This window comes from Mesorhizobium sp. M1406 (assembly GCF_040317555.1).
Lineage (GTDB): Bacteria > Pseudomonadota > Alphaproteobacteria > Rhizobiales > Rhizobiaceae > Mesorhizobium.
The window spans coordinates 14,335-32,343 of record NZ_JAMYKW010000055.1; the positions used below are offsets into that span (position 1 = coordinate 14,335).

Annotated in this window: 15 protein-coding genes and 2 pseudogenes; 11 read left to right on the forward strand and 6 right to left on the reverse strand. The window is 59.5% G+C overall.

Going from position 1 to position 18,009, the window contains the following annotated elements; genetic code table 11:
- Positions 1-89: 89 nt before the first annotated feature.
- The 6 genes from NKH03_RS28200 (at position 90) to NKH03_RS28225 (ending at position 6,642) form a co-directional block, all read left to right on the forward strand.
- Positions 90-1,697 carry a hypothetical protein gene (locus NKH03_RS28200; RefSeq protein ID WP_352972070.1) on the forward strand — a complete coding sequence of 536 codons (1,608 nt, stop codon included), beginning with the start codon at positions 90-92 and terminating at the stop codon, positions 1,695-1,697.
- A gap of 21 nt (positions 1,698-1,718) precedes the next feature.
- Complete coding sequence (locus NKH03_RS28205) at positions 1,719-2,648, forward strand: ParB N-terminal domain-containing protein (protein ID WP_352972072.1); 930 nt, start codon at positions 1,719-1,721, stop codon at positions 2,646-2,648.
- An 81-nt stretch (positions 2,649-2,729) separates the two neighbouring features.
- The gene (locus NKH03_RS28210; RefSeq protein WP_352972074.1) at positions 2,730-3,191 is read left to right on the forward strand and encodes a hypothetical protein; all 462 of its coding nucleotides are present in this window, start codon (positions 2,730-2,732) and stop codon (positions 3,189-3,191) included.
- Between the two features lie 602 nt (positions 3,192-3,793).
- Positions 3,794-5,110, forward strand: coding sequence for a polysaccharide biosynthesis/export family protein (locus tag NKH03_RS28215; protein ID WP_352972077.1), 1,317 nt, complete (start codon positions 3,794-3,796; stop codon positions 5,108-5,110).
- A gap of 23 nt (positions 5,111-5,133) precedes the next feature.
- Positions 5,134-6,150 carry a nucleotidyltransferase family protein gene (locus tag NKH03_RS28220; RefSeq protein WP_352972079.1) on the forward strand — a complete coding sequence of 339 codons (1,017 nt, stop codon included), beginning with the start codon at positions 5,134-5,136 and terminating at the stop codon, positions 6,148-6,150.
- A gap of 243 nt (positions 6,151-6,393) precedes the next feature.
- A complete protein-coding gene (locus NKH03_RS28225) occupies positions 6,394-6,642 on the forward strand; it encodes a hypothetical protein (RefSeq protein WP_352872940.1) in 249 nt (82 codons plus the stop codon).
- 178 nt (positions 6,643-6,820) lie between these two features.
- Here the strand turns inward: NKH03_RS28225 and NKH03_RS28230 are convergent.
- Positions 6,821-7,012, reverse strand: a pseudogene (locus tag NKH03_RS28230) (transposase); the annotation flags it as partial.
- 530 nt (positions 7,013-7,542) lie between these two features.
- Between NKH03_RS28230 and NKH03_RS28235 the strand changes: the two are divergent.
- Positions 7,543-7,785 (forward strand): hypothetical protein, encoded by a 243-nt coding sequence (locus tag NKH03_RS28235; RefSeq protein ID WP_352872981.1) that lies wholly within the window; start codon positions 7,543-7,545, stop codon positions 7,783-7,785.
- 139 nt (positions 7,786-7,924) lie between these two features.
- Here the strand turns inward: NKH03_RS28235 and NKH03_RS28240 are convergent, their stop codons facing one another.
- Both NKH03_RS28240 and NKH03_RS28245 read right to left on the reverse strand, forming a co-directional pair.
- On the reverse strand, positions 7,925-8,161 hold the full coding sequence (locus NKH03_RS28240; RefSeq protein ID WP_352972081.1) for a nucleotidyltransferase family protein: 237 nt from the start codon (positions 8,159-8,161) through the stop codon (positions 7,925-7,927).
- Between the two features lie 47 nt (positions 8,162-8,208).
- Positions 8,209-9,378 (reverse strand): PqqD family peptide modification chaperone, encoded by a 1,170-nt coding sequence (locus NKH03_RS28245; RefSeq protein WP_352972083.1) that lies wholly within the window; start codon positions 9,376-9,378, stop codon positions 8,209-8,211.
- A gap of 584 nt (positions 9,379-9,962) precedes the next feature.
- Here NKH03_RS28245 and NKH03_RS28250 point away from each other — a divergent pair.
- Entirely contained in the window at positions 9,963-10,211 is a 249-nt protein-coding gene (locus NKH03_RS28250) for a hypothetical protein (protein ID WP_352872933.1), read from the forward strand.
- Positions 10,212-10,398: 187 nt separating this feature from the next.
- On the opposite strand, the gene NKH03_RS28255 is transcribed toward NKH03_RS28250, so the two are convergent.
- On the reverse strand, positions 10,399-10,986 hold the full coding sequence (locus NKH03_RS28255) for a sugar transferase (RefSeq protein WP_352972085.1): 588 nt from the start codon (positions 10,984-10,986) through the stop codon (positions 10,399-10,401).
- A 512-nt stretch (positions 10,987-11,498) separates the two neighbouring features.
- On the opposite strand from NKH03_RS28255, the gene NKH03_RS28260 reads away from it, so the two are divergent.
- The gene (locus NKH03_RS28260) at positions 11,499-12,581 is read left to right on the forward strand and encodes a hypothetical protein (RefSeq protein WP_352972087.1); all 1,083 of its coding nucleotides are present in this window, start codon (positions 11,499-11,501) and stop codon (positions 12,579-12,581) included.
- A gap of 152 nt (positions 12,582-12,733) precedes the next feature.
- Here the strand turns inward: NKH03_RS28260 and NKH03_RS28265 are convergent, their stop codons facing one another.
- Positions 12,734-13,492, reverse strand: a complete 759-nt coding sequence (locus NKH03_RS28265) for a LuxR C-terminal-related transcriptional regulator (RefSeq protein WP_352872928.1) — start codon at positions 13,490-13,492, stop codon at positions 12,734-12,736.
- A 515-nt stretch (positions 13,493-14,007) separates the two neighbouring features.
- On the reverse strand, positions 14,008-16,074 hold the full coding sequence (locus NKH03_RS28270) for a sensor histidine kinase (protein ID WP_352972088.1): 2,067 nt from the start codon (positions 16,072-16,074) through the stop codon (positions 14,008-14,010).
- Positions 16,075-17,045: 971 nt separating this feature from the next.
- On the opposite strand from NKH03_RS28270, the pseudogene NKH03_RS28275 reads away from it, so the two are divergent.
- Positions 17,046-17,333, forward strand: a pseudogene (locus NKH03_RS28275) (sulfate adenylyltransferase subunit CysD); the annotation flags it as partial.
- Positions 17,334-17,335: 2 nt separating this feature from the next.
- Positions 17,336-18,009 (forward strand): GTP-binding protein (locus NKH03_RS28280; RefSeq protein ID WP_352972091.1); only part of this gene is annotated, 674 nt, incomplete at its 3' end.

An 18,009-nucleotide genomic window follows, 5' to 3' on the forward strand; every position in this document is an offset into this window, starting at 1 on the left:
GCCGGCGTGCCTTCCTGGCTATGGCGAGCGCCGGGATCGGCGCGCTTTCGGCTGCTTCGCCCGCTGCATCCGGTGGCGCGGACCAGGAGATGTCCGTAACACCTGAGATGTTTGGAGCGCGCCCGGACGATCCATCGTTCGACAGCGCGGATGCAATCGCGGCAGCCTTCGCCTTAGGCAAAACCGTTCGCTTCGGCCAAGGCACCTATTATGTCGGACGGTCGGTTTCTCCAGGGCGGGAACATGCACGGGCTCATTTCGACGGCACGACTATTCGCGTTATCAAAGGCGCGGCATACGCGGCTTTCACGGAATGCCTGGGATGGGACGGCAAGCCGCTGCTCGGCCGCAATCGCCAGGGCAATCTTCCAGCGATTGGCACCGCTGTCCGCGTGCTGTTCGACCTGACCGGAACCCGCTATTCGCACTATAGTGGGCAACTCGAACTCAGAGGCGAGTCCTCCTTCGATGGACTTGCGCTGCTTGCGTCATCCAACCACCTGCTCATCTCGGGTGCAAAGGCAGGCGGCGGTGGATCGGTTTGGGACTGCAATCTGATCCTGTCGTTCGGCACCTATGGCATGTTCGGCACACCCCGCTTCGATGCCCCGACGAACGAATTTTATCCTGACCCGTTCACCGGCACCGCCTTCGCGAGAGTATGGATCCACAGCTGCCCCATCCCACTGCTCGCAGGACAGAATACTTTCGACGACAGCTTCATCAACGTTCTCCAGCTTGCCCTGCTGGACGGCGCGCGGAGTTTCGTTAATGGTACTGCGGTCAATGCGGGTACCGTATTCATGCGCTGCAACGGGAGCGCCCAGACCGCTGTTGCCTTCGACGTCCAGGAGGCGACGCTTACCGCCAACACCTTGTATGCAGAGAATTCGCTGGATGTGCCCATCATCCTACGCGAAGGAGCCTGGATCGAGGGGGTGCTGCGTCATGGCGCCGGGTCCAAGAGCAATTTCGCCAGGCAGGCGATGGTCTTTACGGACGCGGCGACCGCCGGCGGAGTCGTCACGGCGCATGAGCGCTGCCAGGACAGCCCGCATATGCAAGCCTTGATAAAGCTTGGCGCCAGACGGGCCGAAGACGCCAGAACGTTTGTCGTCCATCAACCCTACCCTGAGCACCGGAAGGCGGCATTTGCATACGACGATCAATCGGCTGTCGTGGGGCAAACTCGCGACTCGCTGATATGCCACGCGCCAGGCGGGATTGTCCGCTACCGGCGCCATAAGGGCATGCTTCTGAAATACCAGCGTTGCGCTGGCGGCACCCCCTATCAGCAGTTGGTGGACGCGGACAGAAACCTTCCTCTTCCGAGCTTTGAAGCCTCTTACGGCACGATTGCGATTTCCACGACATCCTCCGACGCTCAGACACTGTTCGTTGATTGCGCGGATACCCGGGAGAATGGCTTCCCCGTAGTTTACACCGATTTCCGCATCGATGCTCGTGAGCCGCACCCGCTGATGCTTGCAGCACCCGCGCAATCGGATCTGGGGCGGCAGATAACCGTCTCCGCCCGAAACGCGGCGGTCACCCTCGTCCACGATGCCAACTGCCGCTTGCTCGGCAGAGCCGACCAGACTCTTACACGCGACGGCAACGAACGCGTTCTGCTGCAGTGCACCGAATATTGGACAGGTGCCGAACATCGGTCTGGTTGGGTCCAGATCGGCGCATAACCGAAATTCCAGAGGCAAAGCATGAAGCTGCTACGGTTCATCTCGAAGGAAATCATCAACTCGCTTGGCTACGAAGTGCGCCGCGTGCCTCGCGCGGCCGAGGTGTCTTCGACCGTGAGGTCCGGTATCGATCCGGTCACATTTCAATACATGCCCCGCATCAGAGGCTCGGCCGTAATCGAGATACGGCTGCAGGATACCAGGGGGCTGAACTGCCTGGGGCTACCATTCCATCCCGCATGCCACCCCTTTGTGCGTACCGCGCTGGCAGCGAAAACCGGCTTGGAAGCGACGTCCAAGATTCGCAGCATCCTGGAAGAGTTCTATGGATCCGTTCAGCCGGCCACCGCCCGCGAGGCGGTGGATGTCACTATGGGCGATGCACCTGGATTGCAAGGCGTTCCCGCCGCGGGATGGGTATATCCTTGGGCGGACAAGTCGGTCGAGGAAACGTTGCGCGGCAGACAAACCGCAATGGGGCTCGATGCTCTTCAATACGGCAAGATGTTATCTTTCTCCGAAGGGCTGACTGCGTTCGGCCCAGTAGGTGCGAAGAAGCTGAACCTCGAGGTGGAACGCATTCAGCGCTTAATAGCCTCGATTGCCACGAACGGCTTTGATCTGTTCAACAGAAGGAATCCCTTGAAGGTAATCGGACTGCGCAGGGGCGACAATTACAGGTGGATCGTCCTTGCGGGGCATCATCGGTTTGCAGCTTGTGCGGCTTTCTCCATCGCAGCCGTCCCGGCAATGGTTGTGGACATCGTGCGCTATGAGGATTGCAGTTACTGGCCTCAGGTTGTTTCCGGAATCTACACGGTTTCGGGTGCGCGCGCCGTTTTCGATCGGTTGTTCGAGGGCGTGCCGGCCCGCGTCTGCAACGGCTGGCTCCAAGGGAAAACGGCGCAGCACGTAAACGGGACTCCTTTCCCAACCGCCGCGCTTCACTGAACTCGGTCGTCTCGCATATCCTGAAGAGCGGCCGGCTGGGATGCCCGCGCGGCGCAGTCGTCAAACAAGAGGTCGAGGACCATGGATCTGCAGTTCGCTTGGCCCCAATCATACAGCGACGTGGCTCTGATCAGCCTGTCGTTGGCGCCGCCTCTTATCTTGGCCCGGCGCCAATCTTACGCCTTGTTCGGTCTCCTGGCGAACGGCGCCATCGCACTGCTATTCCTAAGTTCGGCACTGGAGCTCGTCACGACGGTTCTGTTCCTGTTGAGCGCCAACATGGTGTCGGGAACGTTCTGCTTGGCGGCGACGACGGGTAAAGCTTCGCATTTGCAAAATGATCTCGCCTCGGCTGAATCCACTATTCAGGACCTGCATCTGGCCGAAGAACGCCGACGTGCGGCAAGCGCGAGAGTGGACATGATGGCCGCCCCTTCCTCGCTCCTCCCTCGACCTCAACCAGGAAGGCAGCGAGCGCTCAAACTGGCCGCCGCGGCCGGGAGAGAGTCAAGAGCTGGTAGTAGAGCTGGTTCGGCTCTCTAACTGCAGTCATCCGACTCTGCCGCGACCTAACCACAGACCGTGCGGTGGCGCAGGTATTCCGAAGAGCGATGCTGGTCGATCGCTCTGTTCGTCATCCTGGCCCGGACCGCCGTCGTGGTCCTGAAGTTCAGCGAGACCTGCTAGCTATAGATGCAGCAAGCCCCGGCAGGTGCAGCAAGTCCCGGCGGAAAATCATCCCTTGCCGATCGGCGGCGATCTTGTTCCGCCAGAGAAGCGCCAGGGCCAAGCCGAGTAGATACAAGCACTGCAGAAGAACAGCAGCGTCCCAGCACGATGTTCTGGGCAGAAGCCGAGGACACTGCCCTCACCCCACGCTGGTAGCCACGACGACGAGCGTCACGACGATCAATGTCTGAACACGGAACTGGAAGCCTATTGCAATCCCAATGGCTCCAACCACTGCAAGGTTCCAGGCCAAATCCCGATCCTGCGCAAACGAAGCAAAACGGGGAGACGACGTCAAACAGAGCAGAGTTGGTTCCGGTTGAACACAAAAGAGTCGGTGGCCCGCCGCGAGCCGGCCGACTGGATCCGGGCGCCACGCGTATCGGATCGTTCTTCGACAGTCGAAAGGCATTCCAATGCATCTGACCATGTGGCACCCCAATGTGCATCACGCCGCTGCCTTCCGTCGCGCAGGAATTGCGCGTTGGCGAACCTTGGGCCTCCTGTTCCTTGGTTTGCTGTTTGTTGGCACGGTTCATCCCGACGAGGCGGCCGCTGACGACTACCGCCTGGGTACCGGGGACGTGCTTCGCGTCTCCGTATATGGCGAACCGGTGTATCCGCTGCAGGTGACTGTGGACCCGGCCGGCATCATAACCTTGCCGCTATTGGGAGAAGTCAAGGCGCAAGGTCAGTCGGTTCGCAACCTCGTGAAAAGCATTGAGGCAGCATTCCGGGAACGCGAACTGCTCCTTGATCCGTTCGTTCAGGTAGACATTGCGGAATATCGGCCGTTCTTCATCAGCGGGGCGGTCGCCCAGCCCGGTGCCTACCCTTACAAACCGGGAATGTCGGTCCGACACGCGCTGGCGATTGCCGGCGGCTTCAAGGCAGTTCGGATCGGCGATAAGGCGCCCTCGCTTACAATCGCGGATATAAGAAGCGACCAGGTCGAGCGGATCATCGACATATTCAGGTACGAGGTCCAGTTGGAGCGCCTAAGAGCGGAGCTTCGGGATAGCAGTTCGTTTTCGCCACCGGCCAAAATCCCTGTCGAACTGGCGCCTGAAGTGGTGGCGGACATTATTTCCTCGGAGGAAGCGCAACTTCAGGTTCGCCGAGCCGATTTCGACCGGCAGGTCCGGGAATTGCAGGCGGTGATCGCCGAAGCAGCCCGCGAGGTGGAATCCATCTCGCGGGCTCGAAGCAACAAGGAAATGGTAACCGCCGACCAGCTCAAGGAAGTTGAGACCGCCAGGCAACTCAAATCCAAGGCGCTCATTAAGAACTCCGATTTGCTCGCGGCCGAGCGTGGTTACAACAACTACCTGGCCGAATTGGCCCAGCTCGAGGTCCAGGATAGCAAAAAGCAACAGGATCTCTTGGGACTGGAGAGCGAGGTAGAAAAGCTGACAGCTGCGCGGAAGGTCGCGATCATATCGCAAATCCAGGAAGCACAGATGGCCATGGCCAAGGCACAGAACAAGGCAAACTTCCTTGCCCAGCAGCTCACCTTTGTTTCCACCTATGGCGAACAAAACAGCCTTGATGACCTGCGCAACGTCGTGCGGATCACCATTCATCGTCCATCGGATAACAAAAGCATTCGCCTGATGGCGGACGAAGATTCACCGGTCGAAGCCGGCGATATCCTCGATGTGGCTATTCTGCTCGACAACAATTTCGACGCATCCGGCTCCTCTGCCGCTCTCACAACGCAATCGGCTGACTAGCCAGCCATATCTGAATCGAGACAATGAACCTCTTGAGCAAGGTGCGGAAACCAGTTGCCATCTGTCAGTTGGAAACACTCGCCGGATGTCTGGAGGGCACGAGTTCTTACCCAACTGATCTCGCCGGCATTACCGATCTCACGAACAGGCATCTGGTCACGCCGCAGCTCTTTGTTGCGATGGTCGGACATAGGCCGGATACGCAGCAGCAAATGGATTTCCTGAGCTATTGGCAGGAAATTCATCAATTAAATGAGGTTCGAAACAAGCGCCTGATGGAGCAACTGGAAGACGTGCTCAAAACTCTGAACGCCGCCGGAATATCACCTATCCTTCTGACGGGTGCCTGCAGCTTGGTGAAGTCCGACGATGCGTTCTCGGCAGCTCGCATGATCGCCGATCTGGACATCCTGCTTTGCCCTCATGAATCCGGACGCGGTCTGCAAGCCCTCACGCAGGTGGGCTATCTTCGCTGCGAGGACGGACCCAGCCGCCACACGATCGCAAAGCTCGTCAAGGACGGTTTCATCGCTATGGTGCATCTCCATGGCGCCGCGCCCGGGACATGGGAGGCGATGCCGGTAGAAGACATGTCGCGCGATGCGAAAGATGTCACGCTTGGATCCTTGCATGCAAGAATCCTTGCTCCGGCCGATCGGCTCTCCTTCCTGATCGGACACGACATGATTCAAGATCGGGGACTGTTGTTCGGAACGCTGCATCTAAGACATCTCCTCGACGCGCGCGAGATATGCCGCCGGGAACTGGTCGATTGGGAGCTGGTTCGCTACCGGTTCCAGTCCCGCGCCAGGAAGCTCGCCTTGGGCCTCTATCTGGAAAACTTGGCGCGGCTTTGTCGGTTCGACGACTATGCAGCTCCTCGTCGAGGCGCGTTCTACCACCTGCTCTACCACCGGCAGACTTTGCTTTTCGAGGAAAAGAAATACGCCGCGATTGACCGTGCAGTGCTGGTGCGGCCCGTTCGGGCAATGAGATACATCATGAGATTTAGCCGATTGGCAGGTGCTCCGCCCTATTGAGAAAGTCCCGCCGCAGTGGTCGCGATCGACCGTTCGCGGTCCATAGTAGCGGCGCCGGAAATACCGACGATATCGAACCCTGCATCGTGCAAGGACTTATTGGACCTCTGTGCTACGCCGTGAATCTCATAGCTCGGTCGACATTTTCATCTCAGAAAGCTCGGCTAACGGACACAACAGCCGCGGCCGCGCCGGGTCTGAGATATCGAGCTTATCCCAGGGAATGCGGTACAAGACGTCACGATGGCGGAGCCGAAAAAGATCAAGCAGCGCGACGCCAATGGTCGAAGAAAGACGCTCAAACGCAGCGTAGATACCGACGTGGAATTCGGGGATGACCAGCTCCTTGCCATGCCGTTTGGCGCACACCATGGCAGGCTCGATGTCGAAGCATTTGTGCCGACCGGGCAGGAAGCGGTCGGCCTGCGCATCCGCCGCCTCGTGGCAATCAAGATCAACCGCGTGCCGGTATGGCGCGAAGATCCGGCGTAGGACAAAGCAATGGCCAGAGGGAGGCTCGCCTCGAAGAACGGTTTGACCCCGGGACCTAGCCTGGGAGCTGATCGCGAAAGGCGGTGGCTTTAAAGCCGGATCGGTCCGCCTTTGGGCGGACATCGCCCAAAACTCACGTCACATTGACGTTGTCATCGGGCACGCTCAGCAGCTCGTGCGAACTGCGTCCCTTCAAGTGTTGCGCCGCGCGAGACACCGACAGGCTGGGTGGAATCGACACCAGCATGTGCACATGGTCGCGATTGATCGATCTGGCAGGCACAACCATCTCATGGGCCTGCGCCGTCTCGCGCAACGCTCCCGGCACCTGGTTTCCAACGTCGCCACCAAGCACTGGGTGACGATGCTGGAACTCCGGCCGCGTCGGGCGAGCCTTGACCGCCCTGGCTCGTCCAGCGAAACGGTCTGCGGGTGAATATTGCCGGCCCAGTCCGCGCTCTGCACTGGATCGTGCACGACCTGTTCAAGAAGGGGGATTACTGGCGCGGAAGGATTGATCTGCGGCGCCTTCATGATCTGGCACGATTGGCGGAAAGCGAGGATGTGGACTGGACGGCGCTGCAGGCGTCCATGGCAGATCAAGGCGCCCCCGCAATGCGCTCGATACCCAGCTCCTCGCCCTGCAGCATTTCTTCGGCAAAATGTGATCCGTTTCCATCAGTGGAGGCGCGTGTTCACGGCGACCCCCCGATCATCGGGCTGGCCGGCAAATCGGGCCGAGGGCCGGGCGCGCGTGCTCGATCGATCTCGCGCGGCGCATCGCTCGCACGCCCTCGAATCCCAGCACGAAAGTCTAAGCCTTTTGGTGAACTAGTACGCCCGTACCGGGAAGAATAGGGTAAGTCTGCGAAATCTTGGAACACTTGTGGGGAGTTTGACATGCCAACCGAAAAGACAAAACGCTCGCAACTGACGCAGGAAACTCTGGTTTCAGAGTCTCAGGCGCGCCGGGACTTTCTCAAGAAGGCGGGGCGTTTTGCTGCGGTGACACCGCCAGCCATAACGCTTCTGCTCGGCACAAGCTTGAGCTCAAAGGCGATCGCCAAATCGGGAGGATCACGCCCGGGCAACGGCTGGGGAGACAAGAACCATATTCACCTTGGCCCTCCCGGCCAAGTGTAAGCTCCTTGATCATCACGGTCGCTGATCCGGCGTCCTGCTGACGAACCATGCCTCGGCCACTCGCCACCTCGACGTAACCAAGCTCTTCAAGACAGGCTTGGGCAGCCGCCTCTTCCCACGGCTAGATCGAGGTCACTCGTCATCCGGCTGCGAACTCGGCGGGCCGGCGAAAGAAAAAGGGGGCCGCACCCTTGAGCCGGAGCGGGACGATGTCATGGCGATTAAGGGCTGCAACGGCTTCGAGCAGTTGGGCGCGCAAGCGCAGGTTCCGTTCCCGATTGCAGTCGTGAACGAACCGAAGATACTCGCCCATATCCTGCGGCAGTTGATGGATCTGGCCGCACGTTTGCAGCGTGCGATTGGCCGGGGCAATCACAGCATGCCAGTCGGTCCTGTCGGCCGGACTGCCGCGAAGCCCGGCGATCAGCGCCTCAAGCGCGTTGCCTCATCGCATGCTTTCGTGATCAGCTCTACCGCATCATCGAGCTTCGAATAGGTCAGGCAATAGGTGCCCGCCGATCCGATGACTTGGGTCAATATGTCGAAGGCGGTGCCATTCAGCTCTTGGCCGCGTGCGGACGCGCCGTTGAGCAGGACGCGCAATGCGCTGGCTGGCTCGATCGGCTCCAGGCAAGCCTTCGCGTCGCGGCTTCGACGGAGCTGGATCACGCAGCCGATTGGCACGGGCGGGCGCGGCACGAACTCCTTGGGCACGGCAAACCGAACACGCCGGCCGTCCGGCCGGCGACAGACCGGAATAGCATCGAGATCGGGGTAGTATTCGGCCAGAAGCGGCCATGCTCCCGCTTTGACAGCGGGGGCAAACGGCAAACCCACGCCGTGCTCCCGGGAGTCCAGCAGCGTGACATCGTCGGAAGCAAAACCGAATCCCGCATGCATCAACGCCACGGTCAGCGTTGTCTTGCCTGCGCCCGGGTTGCCGCAAAGAAGCACGATGCGTTCATTTCTGAGAAGCGCAGCCGCGTGCAGAGCAAGCTCGTAGGCGCCGCGATCGAGAACCTCGATCAACAATTGCCCTTTCAGCATGACAGGCAATTCGTCGGGCGAGCAGGAGAGAACCCAGTCGTCATCCCGGAACAAGTGGACCTGCCCTTCATGCTCGACCGGCTGGAGCAGAACGTCGGCGGTCTCGCTTCGGACCTCGAGATGCCGGAATGTGGCGATCGCGGGAAAAGCGCAGGCTGCGGGGTAGACGATGCGCATGTTAAGGCCCGCGATGGCGACCACCTGGCTCACAGTCTCTTGAGCTGACGCGGACAACGGCGCCTGGGGCCGTATCAGGCTCAGCCGTTGCCAATCCCTTAGCGCAGCCTCGACGTGCCTGTTTGCCTCGAGCCTATCAACGCCAGCGCGCGCCATCTCGCCCGAGATGGCGTCCAGCGGCATGCCTCCTTCCAGGGAGCGCCAGATCTCGGCAGCAGTATCGTTGACGGCGAAAATGGCCTGCCGAGATGGACTGAACAGAATATTTTGCCCTCTGACGCGTACCAGCCGCCCCTGGGTCACAAACGTCGCACGACTGTGAGCGGCGGGGCCGAGCGCCGTTCTTTTAACCGGCTCATGCTGATTCATCGGATAGCCCCCTCCCCGTCTGCCGAAACGCGATGACGGTCCAAGCTGTTGTTGCAAAGCAGGTGTGTTCAACGGGTGATGCGGCAATGCCCTCTCGGCAGGACTTTCATTTTGTCCAATCGCCCACAGGTGCGACTTCTCACAGCGCTTCGTCGGAGAAACCGGGCCACGTTCTGATGTGCCGCGACCCACTGGAGATGCGCCTTGTTCCAGTATTCGCGCGCGTCGGCCCCGTCAGGATCCTGAAACCGGACGGCGGCAGCGACAATGCGGACAGGATTGGCTCATCGGGTAGCCACGCGCACCCAACGCGGGATTAAAGGCGCGCTGCCGCACCGCGGGTGAATGTTCCGCGCCCCTATTTCATGCAGCGTAGGCTGCGCGGATAGACAAGGAAATGAGCGAAAAAGCGTCATTGGGAGAAGATGTCCTACGCCTTTTGTGCAAGCGGCGGCGGCGCGGCGACTCCTGCCGTCTGATCAGGAGCAGGTCAGGCAGTGCTGTCGGATTGGGCGTTGGTACGGATTCTGAGATGTGCGAGACTTGGGCGTGGCACTGAGTCTTCCACACCATAGGAGAACGCCGTGCTTTGGGGCCTAATCGCCGTCGGCGGGATCGGCATTTTGCTCGGATTTCGTGTTCGAGCACCGGCACTCATCGTCGCGACCGCGGTGATTGTCCTGGTCAGCGCCGTTGCTGGCGGCATCGGCAGCTTGCTTGACTGGGACCGTCTGCTTTCGATCCTGCTTTTCGTTGTCACGCTGCAGTGCGCCTACCTGCTCGGCGTCCTCCTTGGCGTCGTGTGGCGTCGCGGCCTCACCCATGAGCAATGACGGACCGCAGCTGCCGTGTTGTCGCCCGCGCCGGACGTGTTCGACGCAGCCATACCGCTAGGGTTCGCTGCCTTTCTCTCGCTAATGCATGTCGCCCAAAAGTGCGCAGCGGTTTTGGAGAACGACATGCATCAAACAAGGACTTAAAGCGCGTCGCCTGAATCCGTTTCGCTGCGACGCGCTTTAGTCAAGACGCATGATCGAATCTCGTCACGGCGAAGACCGTCCGAATGAGAATGAGAACATCGGCCCATATGGACCAGTTCCGAACGTAGCGGCTGTCGATAGAGACACGGCTGGGATAATCTATTGCGTCTCTGCCCGTCACTTGCCACAGGCCGGTCAGCCCGGGCCGGGTTCGAAGGTAATCGATCGCACAGGCTCCGTAACGTTGCAGTTCCTCGGGGACGACCGGCCGAGGGCCGACGCAACTCATCTCGCCGCGCACCACATTGATGAGCTGGGGCAGTTCATCAAGGCTCGACTTCCTGAGGATGTGCCCCAGGAATGTGATGCGCGGGTCCTTCTTGAATTTCCAATTCTGCTGCCACTCCTTGGCGGCTTCGGGATTGCTGGCGAGATAGTCGGCCAGAACCTGCTCGGAGTTCGCGACCATGGTCCTGAACTTGTAGCAGGCGAAGCGCTTGCCGTTGAACCCGACTCGGGTGTGGGAGAATATCGCCGGTCGGCCGTCGGTCACCAATATCAGGAGAGTAACCGCCAGCATGATCGGAGCAGCAAGGACAAGGGCGATCAATGCAACTGTCACGTCCATTATCCTCTTGGGCCGGCCTCCAAGCGGAGGGAGGTTTTGGCCGATCTGGATGCCGGGGCTGCGACGCTTTATGTCAAATGCGCTGATTGTCACCGGTTTCACCAAGAAACGCTGTTGGTGTTGCCGTCCAACTTCACAGCGACTTGGGACTCTTGGCAAGAGAAGCAAAGGAGGTAGCGTACCCGGTGCGCGTTACTCCTAAGCCTGATCCGCGCCTCATTGGCGTCGTGTTTTTAAACCTTCTGATCAAACGGCGTATCACCTAACATCCGTTTGCTGCGGTAGCAGTTTGGGCGGGTTCGGCTGTATTGCCAAAGTCTGCATTGGCTCAGCCACCAAGAGATCGGAGTGCCAAGCAAATAGAGGCCGTCGCACTAAATGCGCGAGGGGCCGCAAGGCGTCCGTCAAAACAATGCAAGAAATGCACGTGCATCGCCCCGAGACAAGATCCCCCTGGGCGATCGGTTCGCTTAAAGGAGCTCGCAGGCTTATTTGACAGTGGAGCCCGCAACGTGGTGCCCAGCATGATGCCTTTACCACGTGATTTTGCCGCAGCGTCGTTTGCTCGTGATATCCTCGACATCGACCTTGCCGAAGTGCTTGCTATCGTGCGCAAGCAAATAGCCTTGCTTGATCTCGATCTTTCCGGCCTCACCGTGGTCGTTGGCGCCACGACAGGATACCAAGCGGTGACGGCCACAGCGGCGGCGCTTGCCAATGCCAGCCATGTCATTGCGCTCACCCGCATATCCTCCAGACATCCGAGCCTGGCGGCCATCGCGGATACGACGTTGGCATTTGCCAAACACGCTAAGGTCTCCGAACGCGTTGAAGCGACAAACCGCATCGGCAGCCGCAAATGGCAGGACGTCGACCTCGTCACGAACTGTCTCCAGGTCGGCCCAATTTCGAGATCGCTTATCGAACTCTTACCCTCGGATGCGGTTGTTTCGCTAATGGCTGAACCATGGGAGCTTCGGCCGGGCGTTGTAGACTTCGACGCCTGTGACGAGGCCGGCATCAAAGTTGCGGCTCCCAATCTCAGCCACCCAGCCATAAATCTGCTGCCGGAATTCGCGCGGTTATGCTGCATCTTGCTCGGCGATGCCGGTGTCGATCCACGTGCCGCCAGGCTCGCCATCGTCTGTGACACGCCCTGTGCGCCGTCCCTTGAGCAAACGCTGCGCGAGAGCGGGGCCACAGTAAGTGTCTTTTCGCACCCCATGCTCCTGACCGACGATGCATGGGATGTGATCGTGGTCGCGATGAGGCCGTCCGACAAGCCACCAATGGACATTAATCGCCTGGGCCGGATTGCCCGGAACTCTCGCCAAGCGCTGCTGGTGCAGTTCAGCGGCGGGATCGATCGCTCGGCCGCAAGCTATTTCGGCCTCAGGGTCTGGCCACAGAAGCGGCCCGCCCGTGGTCAGCTAGCCCTTCCACTTGACGTACTCGGATCGGCGCCAATCGTCCGTAGACTGACGGGAGGGCTGAAGGCCGCGGAAGCTGCATATCGTGGCGCAGAGCTTGGAGGGGACAGCGTTGGATTTCTCGTGACGGCAAGGTCGGCAACGGTTGGCTGGGGACGTGCCTGAACATACGCCAAGCGTGCCGGTCGCGAAAAGGCTCGGACGATACCATCGACCTTCGGAGCCTTGGATCAGAACGCCGAGCTGTGGTCGCGCCCTTAGCGTGCCCGGCAGTTATATTGCCAGAGCCGGCCAGGCAAAGATCGATTGCACAGCCTTCAAAGCATCATTTGTCTAAGTTTATACGCCACCTCGGTGCGGTTTGTAGCCTTGAGTTTTTTCATGATATTTCGGATGTGGACCTTGACAGTGCTCTCGCAGAGGCTGAGCTCGTAAGCAATTATCTTGTTCGCCTTGCCTGTCCTGAGCGCCTCCACAACCGCAGCCTCGCGAGAGGTGAACATGCCGGTGAGCGGATGGGGCCCGTTTGCGGTCGAGTGGATGATCTCTCGAAGAGCCAGCACGCAGCTGGCGGGGACAAAGATCCCTCCGGCACGAGCGAGACCAATAGCCTCGGCCGCGACCTTGACCTTCACGCTTGTAGGAATATAGCCTCGGGCGCCGCATTCGAGAGCCGCGAGAATCTCCCCCGGCTCGTCGGAATCCACCACGACGATGACGGGTACGGTGCCAAACTCGGAAATGAAGTGCGCAAGTTCCGCCCGAACACTCTCGTCTGTGACCTTTCTGGCACCAAGAATTACAAGGACCGCGGATGGCTCCGCTTCTCCGGCAATATGTTGGATTTCGTCAAGCGATCCTACCGCGCTAACGCGCAAGGTAGGATTGTGTTCGACAAGACCGCGCGCAAGGCATTCACGTTCAAGTGCTCGCTTGTCGACGATCATTACAAAGCCATCGCTTGGACGTCCTTCGCCGAGATCGGACCTGCCAAGACCATTCGCGTCCGGCAGATATCCATCGTGTACCGGTCTTGTTGCGTCATTCCAAAAATCGGAAATTTGGGGATGTCCCATCGTTTACTCACTCCTCTCCGTCGCTTCCTTTGGTTTGGCTCCCTCGCAAGTTTGTCAGAAGCGTGAACTTTAGCCGATGATTGGATTCAAGGAGTGGCATACGCCGCCCAACGCACGGACGTATGGCTTCCCCGCCCTATGGAGGTAACCCAACCTGGAAGGCATACTAACGATGCTGCGGAAAAGGCGCATTAATCCTGGTTAACAAATTGGTAATTATATTTTAGATAGCTAATATACCCGAAAGCATAACAACCTAAAATTGTAAAACGTCACGAAACACCAATATGGCGAGCTTGAGATCGTCTCGGCGTGACCGCGGAAACCTTCGATCCCCCAGGACATGGGTTGCGATTTTAGGACCGCACTGAACTCCGCTGTCGGTGCCACGCAGCTCGGCTCGTTCTGGTCCCGCTGCATGGTGCGGCCATGTGTTGGTGCATTCGGACGGCGGAATTGGACGAAAAAAACGGGTCGTCCGCCAAGTTTACAAGGCACGCCAAACACTTGCCTAGCTAAGGCAACAGCCGGTCGTCTTCTGCTTCCGCCTCGGTGAGGTTCAGATGGAAGGTGCAACGCAGTCCGGCTTTCTCGAAATTCAGGACAACGCCGCCAGCGGACTCGTGGGCAAAAACCCGTTTCAGCAACTGTGTGCCAAATCCCTTGTCCACAACCCGGGCGACTGGGGGACCTCCTTCCTCACGCCATTCAAGCTCAAGATGGCGAACGCCGTCGCCGACAACCTTCCAGGCAATTGAAACCGTCCCGGTTGAATTCGACAGCGCCCCGTACTTTATGGCGTTGGTGGCAAGCTCATGAAGCGCCAGCGCGAACGAAAGGGTCACGTTTGGCGGAAGCCAGACGGCCTCCCCGCAAATCTGGAAGCGGTCTAACGCTGCATGCGGCTTAATCGAGTTCGTGATCAGATCACCAAGATCGGCGCCGCTCCAATTTTCGCGTGTAAGAATGTCATGAGCCTTTGCCAGCGAGACGAGTCTACTTGACAGGTTCAGTCCGGCCTCGGCGAGGTCGGTGGCGTTGCGAATCGTCTGATTGGCGATTGATTGGACAACAGCCAGTGTGTTCTTCACGCGGTGGTTGAGTTCGTTGACCAGCAACTGGCGTTGCTCTTCGCCGCGCTTGCGTTCGGAAATGTCCAAACTGATCTGCACGGCGCCTATGATAGAACCGGCCGGATCGCGGATGGGACGTGCGCTGGAGAGCAAATGGCGTTGCATGCCCGATGGAAGCGTATAGGCGAATTCCTGATTGTCGATCGTCTCGCCCCGCATCGCCCTGCTCAAGGGACGGTCTTCACGCGCAACCGTATGGCCATCCTTGACCGCGACGGTATCAATGACGCGGTCGGGCGTGCCGAAGGACTTGCGAGTGTCGGTCGGCAGCCCCATCAGCTCTGCTGCAAAGCGGTTGCGAATAACCTGGCGAGCCTGAGGGTCGTAGGTGAACCAAACAGCTGCTGGTACCGTCTCCAAAACAGTCTCCAGCTCGCGCGTTCGCTCCGCGATCGCTCGCTCCGCATCGACCATCGCCTTTGCAATCGTGGCGAATTCGGCAACTGATGTGGACATCGGTTCGACCTCACGGCCATGGCCAAGCGCCTCGGCGCGGCCAGCCAGATCGATGGTGGCTTCGGTCAATCGTTTTCCAACGACGTAGGCGAGAGCGAGAGATAACAGCAGCGCTGCAAGGCCTATTCCACAAATCGCCGCGAGCGAGCGCCAAAGCGGCGCCTGCACTTCCGCAAGCGGCACATTAGCCGCATAAAACCAACCGGAGTAGGTTGACCGATAATAACCCGCCAGCAGCGTCGTTCCCTCGAAATCACGAGATTTGAAGCTGCCGGTCAGGCCGACGATTTTGTCGACATATTCGGCCAGTCCTGGCTTGCCAGTCATCTTCTCGTGCTGCGTGGACCGTGCAATATAATTGCCGCCGCGATCGCCGATGCCGACCGTCCAGCCTGCCGGCACGGCAGGTAGCATGACATCGCGAATGCGCGCAGTCGGGACCGAGATCGAAAGAAGCCACTCTTCATTCTTGGGTCCGAGCACTCGCCTTGTAACAGCAACGCGATAGCCGCCCGACTGATGGCCCACAAAGACATTGCTGACCAAGACACCAGTGAACTTCAGCTTTTCACTGTCTTCAGCCGTTGTCGGTTCGACGAGTGGCGAATTTCCACCTTGCGCGATGTCGGTGGTCGCCAGCTGATTGTGATCGGCATCGTTCAAAGCGATCACCTGATCCATGCCTTGCACAAGGCGAACAGCCTCATCGCGAAACGATTTCAGATCGCCGTTGGCGAGAGTGGCCGATTTGGAGAGACCGTCAAGAATCGTCTGCAGGTTAATCAGTTCTGCCTCGACCACCAGCGAGACGTGTCGTGCCGTCTGCAGGGCATCCTGTTCGAAGCGAGCTTGCTGTTGCAGTGCATACTGGACGAGCAAGTATGCCGCGAACAGCCAGACCGGCAGAACCGCCGCGGCGATAAGACCAAGCAGATGAGCTCGAGCCGATCGACGAAGCACGCCGGTGTCCTCTTTTTGAATCCGCTGGAGCATAGTGGCAAGCCGCGAAACGACAAGCGTTAGCTATGACGACCCGAAGGCGGTCGGCGCCAGGGTCTAATTCCGATGCAGCGATGTGCCAAATCAGCAAAACGTCCAGAAGGAGTACAAAAAACCGTATGGCATTCTAGCGCCGTGAAATGCGGGAAACGCGAAGCCTATTCCTACGCTGTCGCAGCCGCTCCTCCTACTCCCACTCTGTTTTAATCAGCACCGGTGCGGCTTCGCGCATATGGTCACGACGGCGGTCGTCACCGGTTGTCCCCCGATTGTTGCACTCGTACTTCTTTCGTATGCTTTGCGCCTAATTCAGCATGAGCGCATATAATCCCCAGCCCCGGCGCCGTTTCTCACAAACTGCCCGTCGGTTAGGCCCGGTGTCCTAGCCTCATCCCAACAAGGGGTGCCGGGCCGCTCGACTCAAACCCGTTCGTTCAAAGGCCCGCCGCCCCATTTGCGAGGCGACGGGCCCTCGCCCCAGCCCACACGTATCCACGCAATTGCGGTGCCAAGCGTATTGACCCGCAACGGGTCACATTGGGCCCAGCGGGAGATGGGCAATTGGTAGCTGGCTGCCATCGTGGCCCGACACCTGCCGTGACCTCGCCACGCCGAAGTACGCGACGGTGCTGATGACGATTTTGTCCTCGATCATCGTAGCCCTGTTGCAGCTTCAGGCGAACCTGACCCATTGATTGGACCATTTCATGGACGCGCGCCCATGCGGTATAATGGTCCAGCAGTCTTCTTGCCTGATCCGCGGAAGCGCAGATCGTGAGAAGGCAGCGGCGAGGACGAGGATTATGAAGAGCCGTGATTGGCTTGGAGACGACCGTGTTCATCAGGGACCAGATCGCATTGCTCGGCACAGACCCGCCTTTCGGACTGCATCGCGCGGCCGACCGCGCGGATGGGGGCCGCCGGACGCCGATCCTAGATCTGTCCTTTTTTTCCGCGGCGAGGAGCTCTATTTCGCCAAGGAACGGCCGGTGGTGGAACGCGACGGCATGCTGATCCTCAGGGATGACGAGCGCATGAAACTGCGCCCCGGCGAGACGGTGGAGAACCGGCTGGTGCGGTTCCGCACGCTTGGCTGCTATCCGCTGACCGGCGCCATAGAATCGGATGCCGACACGCTGGAAGCCATCGTTGGCGAAATGCTGACCGCGCGCACCTCCGAACGGCAGGGGTGCCTGATCGACCGCGACGAAGCCGGCTCGATGGAAAAGAAGAAGCGCGAGGGGTACTTTTGACCATGCGCCATATCATGGCAAAGAGCCTCGCACCCACCGACGGCGTTCGCGACTATCTGGCGGCGCAAGAGAAGAAGTCGCTGCTGCGCTTCCTGACCTGCGGTTCCGTCGATGACGGCAAGTCGACGCTGATCGGGCGCCTGCTTTCCGACACCAAGCAGATTTTCGAGGACCAACTCGCCGCGCTCGAACGCGATTCGCGCAAGCATGGCACCACCGGTGACGACATCGATTTCGCTTTGCTGGTCGACGGTCTCGAGGCCGAGCGTGAGCAAGGCATCACCATCGACGTCGCCTACCGCTTCTTCGCCACGCCGAAGCGCAAGTTTATCGTTGCCGACACGCCCGGCCACGAACAGTACACGCGCAACATGGCGACCGGCGCCTCGACCGCCGACCTGGCGATCGTGCTGATCGATGCCCGGCAAGGGGTGCTGCGCCAGACCAGGCGCCATTCGATCATCGCCTCGCTGCTCGGCATCCGCCACATCGTGCTGGCCGTCAACAAGATCGATCTCGTCGATTTCGATCAGGCGATCTTCGACCGGATCGTTGAAGACTACCGGCAATTCTCGCGCGATCTCGGCTTCCAGACCATGGTGCCGATCCCGATGTCGGCCCGTTACGGCGATAATGTCAGCCGCCGCTCGGACAGCATGGAATGGTATTCCGGCCC

Excerpts from the sequence above, each read along its gene's own strand:
- NKH03_RS28200 (WP_352972070.1), top strand. The coding sequence starts at position 90 with ATGTCCGTAACACCTGAGATGTTTGGAGCGCGCCCGGACGATCCATCG.
- NKH03_RS28205 (WP_352972072.1), top strand. The coding sequence starts at position 1,719 with ATGAAGCTGCTACGGTTCATCTCGAAGGAAATCATCAACTCGCTTGGC.
- NKH03_RS28210 (WP_352972074.1), top strand. The coding sequence starts at position 2,730 with ATGGATCTGCAGTTCGCTTGGCCCCAATCATACAGCGACGTGGCTCTG.
- NKH03_RS28215 (WP_352972077.1), top strand. The coding sequence starts at position 3,794 with ATGCATCTGACCATGTGGCACCCCAATGTGCATCACGCCGCTGCCTTC.
- NKH03_RS28220 (WP_352972079.1), top strand. The coding sequence starts at position 5,134 with ATGAACCTCTTGAGCAAGGTGCGGAAACCAGTTGCCATCTGTCAGTTG.
- NKH03_RS28225 (WP_352872940.1), top strand. The coding sequence starts at position 6,394 with ATGGCGGAGCCGAAAAAGATCAAGCAGCGCGACGCCAATGGTCGAAGA.
- NKH03_RS28235 (WP_352872981.1), top strand. The coding sequence starts at position 7,543 with ATGCCAACCGAAAAGACAAAACGCTCGCAACTGACGCAGGAAACTCTG.
- NKH03_RS28245 (WP_352972083.1), bottom strand. The coding sequence starts at position 9,378 with ATGAATCAGCATGAGCCGGTTAAAAGAACGGCGCTCGGCCCCGCCGCT.
- NKH03_RS28255 (WP_352972085.1), bottom strand. The coding sequence starts at position 10,986 with ATGGACGTGACAGTTGCATTGATCGCCCTTGTCCTTGCTGCTCCGATC.
- NKH03_RS28265 (WP_352872928.1), bottom strand. The coding sequence starts at position 13,492 with ATGGGACATCCCCAAATTTCCGATTTTTGGAATGACGCAACAAGACCG.
- NKH03_RS28270 (WP_352972088.1), bottom strand. The coding sequence starts at position 16,074 with ATGCTCCAGCGGATTCAAAAAGAGGACACCGGCGTGCTTCGTCGATCG.